General features: G+C 56.7%; 8 protein-coding genes. 4 read left to right on the top strand and 4 right to left on the bottom strand.

The window, feature by feature from the left end; genetic code table 11:
* The 3 genes from ABJK70_RS10950 to cysT all read right to left on the bottom strand — a co-directional run.
* Positions 1-542: ATP-binding cassette domain-containing protein (locus tag ABJK70_RS10950; RefSeq protein ID WP_347257988.1), on the bottom strand; the 542-nt coding region annotated here is incomplete at its 3' end.
* Between the two features lie 106 nt (positions 543-648).
* On the bottom strand, positions 649-1527 hold the full coding sequence (gene cysW, locus ABJK70_RS10945; protein ID WP_077727861.1) for a sulfate ABC transporter permease subunit CysW: 879 nt from the start codon (positions 1525-1527) through the stop codon (positions 649-651).
* A 19-nt stretch (positions 1528-1546) separates the two neighbouring features.
* Positions 1547-2368, bottom strand: coding sequence for a sulfate ABC transporter permease subunit CysT (cysT, locus tag ABJK70_RS10940; protein WP_086134954.1), 822 nt, complete (start codon positions 2366-2368; stop codon positions 1547-1549).
* A 1539-nt stretch (positions 2369-3907) separates the two neighbouring features.
* Between cysT and ABJK70_RS10935 the strand changes: the two genes are divergently transcribed.
* The 4 genes from ABJK70_RS10935 to ABJK70_RS10920 all read left to right on the top strand — a co-directional run bounded on the left by ABJK70_RS10935 (position 3908) and on the right by ABJK70_RS10920 (position 12988).
* Complete coding sequence (locus ABJK70_RS10935; protein ID WP_077727863.1) at positions 3908-5242, top strand: glycosyltransferase; 1335 nt, start codon at positions 3908-3910, stop codon at positions 5240-5242.
* The gene (locus tag ABJK70_RS10930) at positions 5242-7179 is read left to right on the top strand and encodes a polysaccharide deacetylase family protein (protein ID WP_347257987.1); all 1938 of its coding nucleotides are present in this window, start codon (positions 5242-5244) and stop codon (positions 7177-7179) included. Before ABJK70_RS10935 ends, ABJK70_RS10930 begins: the two co-directional genes overlap by 1 nt.
* A 738-nt stretch (positions 7180-7917) precedes the next feature.
* The gene (locus ABJK70_RS10925; RefSeq protein WP_347257989.1) at positions 7918-11973 is read left to right on the top strand and encodes a tetratricopeptide repeat protein; all 4056 of its coding nucleotides are present in this window, start codon (positions 7918-7920) and stop codon (positions 11971-11973) included.
* Positions 11974-12052: 79 nt separating this feature from the next.
* Complete coding sequence (locus ABJK70_RS10920; RefSeq protein WP_347257986.1) at positions 12053-12988, top strand: hypothetical protein; 936 nt, start codon at positions 12053-12055, stop codon at positions 12986-12988.
* Here the strand turns inward: ABJK70_RS10920 and ABJK70_RS10915 are convergent.
* Positions 12902-13759: an EAL domain-containing protein gene (locus ABJK70_RS10915; RefSeq protein ID WP_347257985.1), complete on the bottom strand. Its 858-nt coding sequence runs from the start codon at positions 13757-13759 to the stop codon at positions 12902-12904. The genes ABJK70_RS10920 and ABJK70_RS10915 overlap by 87 nt on opposite strands.
* Positions 13760-13829: the final 70 nt, after the last annotated feature.

Raw genomic sequence — 13829 nt, 5'->3', positions numbered from 1 at the left:
CGTCGCAGCCAGCGGCGCAAATCCTTGCGGACCTTGGCGTCGAGTGCGCCGAACGGTTCGTCGAGGAGCAGCACCTTGGGTTCGACCGCCAAGGCTCGGGCCAAGGCGATGCGCTGGCGCTGGCCGCCCGACAACTGGCCGGGATAACGGTCGGCCAGCCAATCCAACTGCACCAGGTTCAGCAAGTCGTGTACCTTGCGCCGGATTTCGCTTTCCGAAGGTCGCTGACCTCGCGGCCGGACCCGAAGACCGAAGGCGATGTTCTCGAATACCGTCATGTGGCGGAACAGGGCGTAATGCTGAAACACGAATCCGACTTGCCGTTCCCGTACGTGGCGGTTGGTCGCATCCTCGCCGTAAAACAGGATAGAGCCCGAATCGGGTGCCTCCAGCCCCGCGATGATGCGCAGCAAGGTCGTCTTGCCGCAGCCGGAAGGCCCCAAGAGCGCCACCAGTTCGCCGCTGCCGATGTTCAAGGTAATGTTCTTAAGAGCCTTGAATCGGCCGAAGGATTTTTCCACGTCGTTGATTTCTATGCTCATATCGGAGTGCTCCTGGATTTTTGTAGAGCGGCTTAGCAGGGATGGACCTTCTGATTCGGCGGGTTACGCTTTCGGCGGGTTACGCTGCGCTAACCCGCCCTACGACCTACGATCGATCGACGGTCTGCTGTTTGATGCGCCATTCGAGAATGCTCTTGGCCGCCAGCGTCACCAAAGCCAGCAGCGCCAGCACGGAAGCCACCGCGAACGCCGCGGCGCTGTTGTATTCGTTGTACAGAATCTCCACGTGCAGCGGGATGGTGTTGGTCATTCCCCGGATATGGCCGGACACCACCGATACCGCGCCGAATTCGCCCATGGCGCGCGCGTTGCAGAGAATCACGCCGTAGAGCAGGCCCCATTTGACGTTGGGCAGGGTGACGCGCCAGAAGGCCTGCCAGCCGGAGGCGCCCAAGACGATCGCGGCTTCCTCTTCCTCGGTGCCCTGCGCCTGCATGAGCGGAACGAGTTCGCGGGCTACGAACGGAAAGGTGACGAAAATCGTGGCCAGGACAATGCCGGGGACGGCGAAGATCAGCTTGATGTCGTGCTCTTGCAGCCACGGGCCGAGCCAGCCCTGGAGTCCGAACAGCAGCACGTAGATCAGTCCCGAGACCACCGGCGATACCGAGAACGGTAGGTCGATCAGGGTCATCAACAGGCTTTTTCCCGGAAATTCGAATTTGGCGATAGCCCAGGCGGCAGCGATGCCGAACACCAGGTTCAGCGGCACGGCGATGGCCGCCGCCAAGACCGTCAGCCACATGGCGGAAAGCGCATTGGGCTCGATCAGCGCGGCTCCATACGCAGCCCAGCCTTTGCCGAGGGCTTGGGTGAATACGACGGTCAGCGGCAAAAACAGAAAGCCGAACAGAAAAGCCAGGGCCAAAGCGGTCAGCAGCCAGCGGACGAGCGCCGGCTCGCGATTCGTACGGCTGGCGGTGCGGGTTCGGCTGATCGATGAAGGGAGGGCAATCGAAGACATTTGGTATTCCTTGCAAATGTTAAGCGCGGCGCAGTTGGCTCCAGCGCTGGAGCCCGTTGATGGCCAGCAGCAGGCCGAACGATACGATCAGCATGGACACGGCCAAGGCCGTGGCGCCGGCGTAGTCGTACTGTTCCAGCTTGGTGATGATGAGGAGCGGCGTGATTTCCGAAACCATAGGAATATTGCCGGCGACGAAAATGACCGAACCGTATTCGCCGACGGCGCGGGCGAAGGCCAGGGCAAATCCGGTCAGGAGCGCCGGCAGCAGCGTCGGCAGGATAACCTTTTGAAAGGTCTGCCAGCGATTGGCGCCGAGGCTGGCCGCGGCTTCCTCCAATTCGGTCTCGAAATCCTCCAGGATCGGCTGAACCGTGCGGACGACAAAGGGCAGGCCGATGAAGGTCAACGCGAGAATCACGCCCAGCGGCGTGTACGCGATCTTGATCCCCAAGGGAGTAAAGATCTGGCCGATCCAGCCCTTGCTCGAATAAAGTGTCGCCAGCGCAATGCCGGCCACGGCGGTCGGCAAGGCAAACGGCAAGTCGACGAAGGCGTCCACGAGCTTTTTGCCGAAGAAGTCGTAGCGGACCAGAACCCAGGCCACCAGCAGCCCGAATACGGCATTGATGCAGGCACCGGCCAGCGCGGCCCCGAAAGTCAGCTTGTAAGAGGCCAAAACCCGCGGGGCGGTAATCACTGTCCAGAATCCGTCCCAACCCAGCGTGGCGCTCTTCAGAACCGTTGCCGAGAGGGGCACCAGCACGATGAGACTCAAGTATGTCAACGTGAATCCCAGGGTTATCGAAAAACCGGGCAATACTCCATGTTTTTTCAGCATCGCCAAGAGAGCTCCCATCAGGTGTGAGGTTGTTTGCTTGTACGATAACAGCGCACGGTTATTCTCAAAAATAATAAAAATGCTTGTTCTTATAACCAGAAGTCATTATTGGGCAGGTACAACCGGCCAAGGTCACTCAATGAAATCGACCTGGCTTGGCTATCTGATCGCACGGCAATTGGAGTGTCACCTTGCCGCAGAAATTTCGGAAGCAGTTTTGGCTCAACGCAGCCGCATGGGGCGTATGAGAGATTCTTGGCAGCGCGATGATCTCGCCCGCCGGTTGTGTGGGACACGCTACCGAGCGGGTGAGAGCGATTCGTCACCGCAGGCACAGGTGCCTGGTCCTCGTGCCGACGGTAGATCCGTCCGGGCTTGGTTTGCTTCCACCACCGGCACGATCCTATGGGCATGTTCTCGTGACAGGCGAACCGGCGGTGGAAGAGCCACCGCTTGCGCATTGATCTGAGTCTTCAAAGCATCATAAAAAAAAGCAAGGGTTCCGCCGCCCCGGTGTCAGAAAATTTTACAAGTCATGGGCCGGTCGCCGGTAGCGCATTTGCTATCACGAAATTAAGAAAAATCAAACTTTTACGAAAGATCAGGTCAGATTTTTGGCAAGGCTGAGCTTTCAAAGCTAACTGCATATCAGGTTTCTACGAAACATCGAAGGATCCGGATGTTTCAGGGACTTTACGGCGCCAATTTCCGTGTTACCTAGAAAGTGTATTGAAGAACAAATAGATGAATGTCTGGCACAAAAATTGACTGAACTGTGGCAGCGTCTGGAAAAGGCGCTTTGTGCGCAATCCGGCCGTTCATCTTTTATTAGGATTGCGTCCCGGCGAGGGGCATTCGTCGAGCGAGACTCGCGGATCTCAAGGACGCGGCCGGGCGAAATAATCGGCATTTGCTGTCTTCACGCCTACATACCGACAAGGATAAGGATGATGTCGTATGAAAACGATTGCAGGAAAAGTACTAGCCCGCATTTCTCACACCCCTTCCAATCGCAAACGGGCCTTTAGTCGGCCCCTTCCAATCGCAAACGGTCGCATCGGGAGCGCCGAAGCGACCCTTCCTACTGCGGACGCCGCCCAATCGCAAACGGTCGCTTTAGTCGCGACCCTTCCACTTACTGTGACACGCCGTCTTTGCGCTACGCCATCCGGCTGCGCACAAAGTCCAGGGCAGCCTTCCTTGGCCGCCCGCTCAGCGGGCCCATCCTTCACCGGAGGATGGGCTTCTCCGCCTCGCCCCTCTCGCTGGCTCGACGTAGTGTCAGCTACGCCTTCGCCGTCGCTCAGTCCGTGCGGCGCGCCACAGCGGCGTCTCGACGCCCTCGCGACGAAAGGGTGTGAGAAATGCGGGCTAGTCTGGTGGTCCTCAATAGCGCGAGCGTCGCCAGGTTTCAATCAAGCTTATTGAAAAGCTGTCTCGATTTCCCGATCGGGTTTTGATCGGCCTCGGCCCACCACATCGAGGCTTTCGACATTCCGCTATTGCTGCCGGTCAATAGCTGTTTTAAGGAGAAAACGAATGTCAACAACGGAATATTTCCTGTCTTTAGAAAGTTTGCCCGACCAGAATATTCAGCACCCGACTAATCCTGAATCTACGGGATTTAACCGCACATTCATTCGTCTGATCGCAATAGCATTGATAGCGTTATGTATGGCGGTCGTATTGGGGGTGCGCTGGAGCAATTTTACCTATTACTGGTACCAGCCGTTCGTGAATGCCTACTCGATTACGGTTGGAGTATTTATTATTTCGCGCTTCGTGCTTTCCGTTTTCTATAAACCGCCGAAGGATGTCGGTATAGCGCCTACAGTCAGTATCATCATTACCGCTTTCAACGAAGAAGAAGCGATTTACCGAACTGTCGAATGCTGTTATTCCGTCGATTATCCGCCCGAGAATTTCGAAGTGATTGTCGTCGACGATGGATCGACCGACGGTACATTGAGGGAAGTCAGTCGCGCTCAAGAACGCTGGCCGCAACTCACGCTGGTGTCCTTCGATCGCAATAAAGGGAAACGCGAGGCGATGGCGGCCGGAGCCCGCGTATCGAGCGGGGAAATCCTGGTTTATGTGGACTCGGACAGTTTTGTCCGGCGAGATGGGATAAAAAAAATCGTCCAGGGCTTTGCCGATCCCACGGTCGCCGCGGTAGCCGGACATACCGAGGTCGCAAACGTCGCAGAAAATGGCCTCACCCGGATGCAACAGGCACGCTACTATGTGGCATTCCGAGTTATCAAGGCCGCTGAGAGTATATTCGGCGCCGTTACCTGCTGTCCCGGTTGTTTCTCCGCTTACCGCCGTAGTTGTGTGATGGAGGTTCTCGATCGCTGGCTCAACCAGCATTTTCTCGGCGTTCGCGCTACCTTCGGAGATGACCGCAGCTTGACCAATATGCTGCTGCGCAAATATCGCGTGATTTACTCGGGAGAAGCGATTGCTACGACTATCGTCCCCGAAAAGCATCGGAAATTTCTCAAACAGCAGCTGCGCTGGAAAAAGTCGTGGTTCCGAGAAAGTTTAATCGCCGCGACTTTTATGTGGAAAAAACCTCCGCTTGCAGCCGTCGCTTTTTATGCCCAATTGCTGTTCCCGATAGTGGCTCCCATCCTGATACTTCGTATGTGTCTATGGCTGCCGATCGCCAATAACGATTTCATATCGCCGATGGTGTACTTTCTCGGCACGGTAATGATAGGGCTTATGTTTTCGGCTTATTACCTTTTCTGGAAATCCGATAGAAACTGGATTTATGGCCTTTATTTTACGATTTATTACATGATCTTCTTGGTTTGGCAGATGCCGTATGCGATTGCCACTCAGCGAAACAACGGATGGGGGACGCGGTGATGGCCACGAAGCAAACAGTTGTCGTAAGCGAGTTTCCCAGCAGCGCGCACCCGGTCGGACATTGGCGCAATCTGTTTTGGTGGATAGCCTTGGCCGTCACGGTGACAGCGATTCTGCAAGGTGTGGAATACATGTCTAGCGCGTCGTCCTCGCCCCCGCCGGCCCCGATTATGGCTGGACAGGAGAGAGAAGCGTTCGTCGCGCTGGTGTTCGGCAAGATCAGCTCCTCGCGCGACTCCGCGATTCCGACGGAGTCATTCCGGGCTGATATGACAGCTTTGAAAAAGGCCGGTTATTCCACGGTGCGGCTAGCACAAGTGCGCCGGTGGCAACTTGATGACGAGGCTGCGCTGCCGGAAAAACCTCTGCTGCTGACATTCGACGAAGCGTACAGGGAAACCCTGGAGACCGCGGACGAGGTGTTCGCGTCCGTGGGCATGACGGGAGTCGTATTCGTCAATCCGAGCTTGCTGGATCAGGCCAATATCCACATGGTTTCTTGGCACAGACTCAAACAGCTGGTCAAGAGCGGTCGCTGGGAAGTGGGCGTATCCGGCTGTCAGAATTCCGGTGTTGGAGGCTTTACATCGACCGAAGTTCTGGCGAAGAGATACGCCCGAGAGCGCAAGGTACTGGAGCAGAGGCTCGGACAGCCCATTATCGCCGCGGATTGTTCGCGTGCCTGGAACGCGGATCAGGGCGGCGAAGCCGACATCTGGCCCCAGACCTTGAAAGCGGCGTCTCTTTCCGTGGGTTTTGTTACCGGTCTTTGGGGAGCCAACTACCGGGATGACCCCTGGTCCGGTCTCAGACGAATTCGGGTGTCGAAGGAGTGGAGCGAAGCGGATCTGCTCGCTCGGCTCGAAGCCCATGCACCGCGCCGGAAGCCTTTCATCGATCACTTTCAAGCCGCTCGTTCTGCCCCGGACTGGGTGGTGGACAGAGGCGAAATCGCCATCGAGGATGGCGCGCTTCGGGTGGCCAGCAAGGAGGGAGAGCAGGGGGCGCTGGTCATGCTCGGCGGCACGGAGCATTGGCAAAATGCCGGCGTGGAAGTGCAACTCGAGGGACAACCGCAAGGTCAATTTTGGATTTCCTTGCGGCAACGACAAGGCGAGCCGTTCGTCCGGCTGGGCGTTTCCGAGGGGCTGGCTCTGCTCCAGGCACGCAATAAGGACGGTAGCTTCAATCAACTCGCGAGTCGGGAAGTGCTTTCAGGGACTATCACCTTAGCGTTGCGAGTCGTTGATTCCCGAGTGGTCGCATCGGTAAACGGACGTCCGCTGTTAAAGCGGCCGGCCGAGATGCCTGCGGGATCCGATTACGGTCCCTTAACGCTCGCGGTCTGGAACGAAAGCGATGAGGATCCGGCGGGCGCGGGCAGCGCATCCGTGCGCCTGAACTGGGTAAAGGCAGAACCGTTGCCGCAAAAATACGGGATCGTGGCCGCGATACCCGGGGCAGCCGCCTGGACAAAGCTTCGCCGCGAAGTCGATGATCTTTACATGCTCAGCCCAAAGTATTTCACCTGGGCGAGCGGGGGCACGCATAAAGAGGTAGAGAATCGCGACCTTGCCGTGGAGATCTTCGCCCGCCATCATCGGCTCAAGTTTTTGCCGGCCTTGATCCTTGAGGACAACATTCGGTCATCCGAGACCGTCGCGCTGGCCGAGCAGGCATTGAATTGGGCGGCAGACCCAGCATTCGACGGCCTGAACATCATCATGAAACGCTCCACCGCCGGGGATCGGGAATCGAAAGACTTTCTCGCCAATCTCGACGCGCGCATGGCGGCGAAGGGCAAGATCTTGGCCGTCACCATGGTTGGCGACATAGGGCAGGACGTATTCTCTCTCAGCCGCGACGACTTGGTGCTGGTGAAGGATGGGGGCAACATAGTCTCTGAAGATGAATATACCGTGGCTTCTGTGCCGTGACGGCAGTCGGAGCCACGGGAAACGTGGCGCAGAAAATTTCCAATGGCACAGATCTTGGCAAGCAGATGAAACAAATCATCGGATTCATCGTATTGGACAGCCAGCGGTAAAGTATGGCTATAATCGGATAGGCAGTCGGCTGGACACGGGCTGTCGGTACGAGTGGATGAGGGTAGCGGTGTCGGCTATCCAAGAAGAGGAGGTCAAATAATGAAAAGCTTGTCGATCTTAAGGACGATGACTGTGGGGAAGACTTCGGTTGGAGCAGTAGGCAGGCCAAGGAGGAAAAGGAAAGTACTGTCGATTCTCGATCTACCGCTGGCGGGGCTGCCGCCTATCGCAGCCGCCATACTCCTCGCCCGCGATGCCTCTCGCGGCGTCTCATCATTACCATTCTTATTCTCCGGGCGGGCACGCAATGTGCTGCCTCAGCGCACGCCCCCTGCCGCTGCGCGTCCGGTTTCCGGGGACTCTTGCCGGGCGGCGCCTCATGGATCGATTGCCAGCGTCCGGCGACGATCCCCCCGGCGATCTTGTATGACTTCAGCGCTCGGGATTCAGTGAAGTCCATCTCTGCGCTTGCGCATCCGCGGCGGCTAGCCGTCGCGGATGCGCAAGCGAATGACAACGGCCGGATTGCCGTTGGCTTTTCATCGCTGTGTGATGCTTGCTGTATCCGCGCGGTGAATCCGGCTCCGTTGCTCGATACGAATTCAAACTAAGAAGAGTCAGCGTGTGATGTTAGGGAACTGTCATTTCTTCGGCCCGTCGGCCGCAAGCCTCATCTTCGAACGTGTATTGCTCAGCCTGATCGCCCTCGTATTCGCGGCCGCAGTCACGGCAGAGGAGTCGACTTCCGAATCCGCCGACACGGTTTTGAACCATGCCGATGCGTTCTATTCCGAGAAGAAGTATGAAGACGCTCGCCGCGAGTACGAGCGGGCGATCGCGATCGATAAAGGCTCGGTGGCGGCTTGGCGGGGGCTCGCTTGGAGCTATTGGGCGCTGGGCGAGAAGACGCGTGCTTATAAAATCTGGACGGATCTTTTCGCGGCCTTTCCCGACGATGTGTCGATTCTGTTGGCTTTGGGCAAGGCCTGTGAGCAGGATCGCCATTGGGACCGGGCGCTTGATTATTATTCGCGGGTAATGAAAAACGATCCGGAAGAGGAACAGGCTCATCTCGGAAGGGCGCGGATTTTTTTGGCCCAGCGAGCGTATAAGCCTGCCGAGCGGGAGATTCGGGCCGTGATGAAGCGTGCTCCTGCGGATGCCGCAGTGAGCTCGCTTCTTGCCGATGCCTTGATAGGCCAGCAGCGGTACAAAGACGCCGAGGAGGTCTTGAGACCCTTGGTAAAGGCGGACCCCGTGCCGGCAAACCAGCGGCGTCTTGGCCACACCCTGGCCGAGCTCGGCCGATATGAGGAAGCGGCCGAATATTACAGAAAATGTCTTCAGATTCAGCGTGACGATGATTTGGTCGCGGGTTGGCGTCAGTTGGGCTCAAAGCTTAGGCGGCTCGGACAGCATCAGCGGGCCTATGAGATTTGGCGCGGTCTTTTGAAGGATTTTCCGGGCGACGTACCGACTCTTTTGGCGTTCGGCCGGGCTAGCGAGCAGGACCAGCTTTTGTCTCAGGCGCTCGATTATTACGCGCAGGTGGTGCAAAAAGCACCGGGGGACGAAGCGGCGCACCTCGGCAGAGCAAGGATTTTCTCGGCGCAGAAGGATTATGCTTCGGCCGAGCGAGAGATCAGGTCCATCCTGGATCGCTCGCCCGAGAATGTGGAAGCCAAACTGGCTCTCGTCGAGAACTTGACCTCTACCGGAAATCGGAAGGAGGCGGAGGCCATTTTACGATCGCTGGTGGAACTTGATCACGCCCCCGAGCATTTGCGCCGCCTAGGCACCCTATTGGCCGATCTCGGGAGAAATGAGGAGTCGATTGCCTATCTGAAACAGAGTCTGCAGGCTTCGCCCGACGATTATCTGGCGACATTGGGTCTTGCCCACGCGTATTGGAATGAGCATCGGTACGATGAAGCCGTCGAAGTCCTGAAACGCTATTTGGCAGCCCATCCCGAGAAGGATGTCGCCCGCGCGAGGCTCGCCGAGCACTATACCGCGCTCGGTAATTGGGAGCGGGCGGAGTCGGAGTGGAGATTCCTCGTTGCCAAGCATCCGGAAGACAGTAAATGGACAATCAGGCTTGCTCGGCTTCTGGTTTGGGCAGGGCGTCATGAGGACGCGGTACGGCTCGCCAAGCAGGTCCTCGAGCAAGAACCGGACAATGTAAATGCCTTAGGCCTGATTGCAGATGATGCCGTCTACTCCGGAGACACCGAGGCTGGCGTTCGCTGGCTTACGCGGCTGACCGCCGTCGCGCCATCTCCGGACCGGTTGATCCAGCTCGGAAATCTGCATCTTGAACTGGCTGGGCGCCTCGACAAAGAGGGTAAGCAGGAGGCTTCTGCCATTCATTACGCGGTGGCGCTTCAGGAATTCGAGCATGCCGTGGCACTGGATCCGATCAAGAGCGGAGGGCCGATAGAGCTCATAGAGGCAAAACGTTTGCGGGGACAGATCGCCGAGGCCGTCGAGCTCGCCGAACAGCTTCATGCGAAGTATCCGAATTCTGGCCGTACGCTCCAACAGCTGGTCAATGCGTATTGGGGGCTGGGCGATTTTTCTGCCGCGCGCGATATGCTTGAAGTGATGGAACCGCTATATCCGGGCAAAGTCACGCTACAGCAGAATCTGGCCAAGTTGACGTTTTATAGCGGCGAACAGGGCCGCGCGTTGGAGGCGCTGAACGCATTTTATGAAAACACCGAATCGCCGAGCATTCCGGTTCTTCTCTATCACGGTATCACCGGCTCGAATCGAGAGGATACGGTGCCGCTGAGGCAATTCCGAGACCAGCTGATCGCGCTCAAGAAAGAAGGTTATCAATCCATCACCATGGATCAGCTTCTCGATTTTCTCGAGAAAAAAGATGTGAATCTGCCCCCTAAACCGATACTCATCACCTTCGATGATGCTCGCTCGGACAGTTTTCGGAATGCGGATCCGGTTCTCGCGGAGACCGGATTCAAGGCAACGATGTTCGTGCCGGTGGCGGATGTTGCCACCCGCGGCGCCTATACCGTCGCCTGGCCGGAAATCAGGCGCTACTTTGCGACGGGACGTTGGGATATGCAATGTCACAGTACCGAAGGACAGCACTATGTGCCCGTCGATAAGGACGGCCATTTGGGAAGGTTTCTGGTCAACCGAATGTGGCTGGACGGGGAGGGCCGACTGGAAACCTATGAGGAGTACGCCGCTCGGATCGAAGCGGATTATCGCGACTGCCGGGATGTTCTGAGTCGGGAAGTGCCGGGTTCGAAGATTATCGCCTTTTCGTTTCCCTACAGCGACCAAGGACATAAATCGCTGTCCAATGAGCCTGCCGCTTTCAAGCTCAACCGGCAGCTTCCGGAAAAATATTTTCGGATGGCCTTTCACGTGGAGAATGACTATCTTCTGACCAGGAATTCTCCTCGATTCTATCTCCCACGGTTTGAAGTTCCGCGCGAGTACACCGGAAACGATCTTGTTGCGCGCTTGAAGGCCATCGATCCTATCGCATCGACCTCCAATGAGTTGGCGTTGCTTTACGCCAGTGCGGGCCGATATTCGCAAGCCATGGAGATCTTCGATCGGTTAGGGCGGGAAGGGGCGATGGACGATGCGGAACTGCTCGTCAGGACGGGAAAAGTGCTTCGGTGGAGCGGAGATCATGCGGGTGCTCGCGAGCGTTTGGAGAAGGCGGCGGTTCTTCGTCCGAATGACCCGGTGATTCGCTACGAGCTAGCCGAGCTAGACCGCCGTCTCAGACCGATTATGCAAATCGAGGGACTGTACTTTGAAGACAACTCGGATCGGTCGTACTTCAGCATTGCGCCATCCGTGAATTACGGTATTTCGGACAGACTTTCCTTCTGGGGCTATTACAGATACATCGATTTCGATCAGACCGTCGATTTGAGGCCGTCAGGAACGGGCGGAGCGCCGGTGGAAACGGACTTTCAGGCGGTAGGCCACCAATTCGAGGGCAAACTGCGGTATGAGCTGAACGAGCTGGGGCCGCGTTCGGCGATCGCATTTTCGGCGGGGGCTGCCGGTTTCTCGAGCCGATCGTCTCCCGCCGGTTCCCCAGACTCCTCTCCGACCTATCCGTTGGGCTCGATTCATTTCAATACCGGCATAGGCGATAACGTCGATTTCTCGATCGGAGCCGATCACAGCTATGTCAACACGGCGGGCGCCATAGCCAACCATATCTCGTTTTTCAGGGCCGTAGGCGGATTCAAGCTCAGGGCCTTGGATACGCTCAGCTTAGCGGCCAACCATTATTTCTTCTCTTATAGCGATAACAACGAGCGTAACCGGACTGAAGTTCTTATCGAAAACAGGTTTTGGAAAGATCCGGACTTTAGCATAGGCGCACAGTTCACCTTCGACGATACGCGTAAAATGAGCGACTTGTTCTGGACACCGGACAACTATTTCGGATTGATGGCGCCTTTCAGCTTAAGAACCCGGCTCGGCGATGCCGTCTCCGCAGAGGTCACCGTGGCTCCGGGTGTTGGCAAAGAAGCCGGCACCGATTTTAGTTTTCAGCTGAGTGCGGGTGGCAGTGTCAAATGGAACGTGGCCGACAACTTTAGTTTGTATGTAACGGCTTCGAGGTACGAGGCTGCGACCTATTCTAACTTTGCTGCCATCGCCGGCGCCTTGATCGAGTTTTGACACTCATTCCGACGGGCTGTATCTGAAGGATTTTTATCGGCTTCAAGGGACAATTGACTAGGAATAGGATCAATCAGACATGGACGCAGTGAGCTTGTTCAAACCTTTAACCATGTTCGTTGCCGCGGTCGGGATGATTGCTGCACCTTCGGCCTCGGGATTTTCGGACGGATTCGATAGCGATGTCGTGCTTTATGAGACGGCCGACATGAGCGACAGTAACGACAACGATTGGTGGCTGAACTCCGGGGCCTATTTCTACCGGTCAGGCGGAATAGGAATGACCGTGCAGGGAAAGCTTGCCGACGATGATCAGTGGCGGTTGCTGTATGCCACGACCAATCCGGTCGATACCGATGATGGGTATCGGCCACAAAATATATTCCGCCTAGTCACACGATCGAAATTCAAGAATTTTACTCAACAAGTCTATTTCAATATCGAGCGGATCAATGCGTCGGGTAGTCCGAATCGGAACGAATCCAATGGAGTATTGTTTTTTCATCGATATCAGAACGGCGATAATCTGTATTACGCCGGAATACGTGTCGATGGTTATGCGGTAATCAAGAAAAAGCTCAACGGGAAATACTATACGCTGAAAACCGTAGGGATCTATCAGGGGGGATATGACCGCGTTTCTAAACCCAATCTTATTCCTACCAACCAATGGATTGGTTTGAGAACGGTTATATCGGACAATGCTGCCGGCAATGTCATCATTGCGCTTTATCTGAATGATCCTCTACTCGGGGCCGACTGGACCAAGGTGCTCGAGGTCGAAGATACGGGCTCCCCGGTCGCTCCGCTTCTGAACGAGGGTTATGCAGGCATCCGTACCGATTTCATGGATATCCGATTCGATCATTACGAGGCAATCGAGAAACAGGATATGGCCGACGCCGTCCACCGCAACGAGAGCACGACGCTATTCCGTGTAATCGGCGAGGCTCCGCTCCACCCCCCGAACGGTATTCCGTTCGTAGTAGCTTCCTTTGACCAACTCGGCCTGTAGCAGCTTCGCCACATCGGCATCGGCCTCGCTGTTGACGCCCTCGATCAATAACTGCGTATCAAGGCGGCGAACAGCCGACAGCAGGGAAGAGCGCCGTCGGTAATTCTCGGCATCTCGGGCCAATTTCGGGAAAAATCGGGTGTCGAACCGCACGAAATCTGGCGTGAAGCGGTAGAGGAATTCGATGCAATACCGCTCAAGGAAGCTTTCGCCGGCGCGGTCGTCGAATTTGATCGCGGTCGAGTAGCCGCGGTCGCGGTAGTTTCTCAGCCTTTCGAGCAACAGAATCAGATGGCGGTCGTAGATCGGGCTGATCTGCAGCGTGATGACCACGCGGCGGGTCGAGAGGCCGCAGCGTCGGATGATCTCTTCGAAATAAGCGCCATGGTCCCGTTTCACGGCGAGGACATGGCGCGGGTGCACGTGCAGGAACAGGTGTCCGTCCTGGTGGGCGACCGGCAGGTAGTTGAGCATGTGAACCGTGCGGGTCAGACGGTCGAGGTTCACGATGTTGAGAGCTTCATCCGCGGCCGAGCCGTGAAGCGGCCGATTCGAACCATTCGTCTCGTCCGGCACGAACGAGGATGCGTCGTGGCCGATTACCAGCGACGGCGATTCGGCAAGCCGCACCGGCTGGAGAATACTGCCGACATGCAGATCCCCGAGATATCCTTCGACCCGCGTACCTTTAAGCCGGAGCGGCGGACTGTTAAGTCCTTGCTCTTCGGCGAAGCGCTGATTGAAATATTCCACGAGTTGTCGCAGAGGCATGGGAAAGCTCCTTTGCATAAGGAAGCTCTGAACAAGTGGATTCCGTTCATGGTTCGACAAGCTCAGGACA

This window comes from Methylocaldum sp. (assembly GCF_039794385.1).
Lineage (GTDB): Bacteria > Pseudomonadota > Gammaproteobacteria > Methylococcales > Methylococcaceae > Methylocaldum.
This window is presented reverse-complemented; position numbering and strand designations above follow the sequence as displayed.

Bases quoted from the DNA above. Each gene is read 5' to 3' on its own strand.
- cysW (WP_077727861.1), bottom strand. From the start codon at position 1,527: ATGTCTTCGATTGCCCTCCCTTCATCGATCAGCCGAACCCGCACCGCC.
- cysT (WP_086134954.1), bottom strand. From the start codon at position 2,368: ATGCTGAAAAAACATGGAGTATTGCCCGGTTTTTCGATAACCCTGGGA.
- ABJK70_RS10935 (WP_077727863.1), top strand. From the start codon at position 3,908: ATGTCAACAACGGAATATTTCCTGTCTTTAGAAAGTTTGCCCGACCAG.
- ABJK70_RS10930 (WP_347257987.1), top strand. From the start codon at position 5,242: ATGGCCACGAAGCAAACAGTTGTCGTAAGCGAGTTTCCCAGCAGCGCG.
- ABJK70_RS10925 (WP_347257989.1), top strand. From the start codon at position 7,918: ATGTTAGGGAACTGTCATTTCTTCGGCCCGTCGGCCGCAAGCCTCATC.
- ABJK70_RS10920 (WP_347257986.1), top strand. From the start codon at position 12,053: ATGGACGCAGTGAGCTTGTTCAAACCTTTAACCATGTTCGTTGCCGCG.
- ABJK70_RS10915 (WP_347257985.1), bottom strand. From the start codon at position 13,759: ATGCCTCTGCGACAACTCGTGGAATATTTCAATCAGCGCTTCGCCGAA.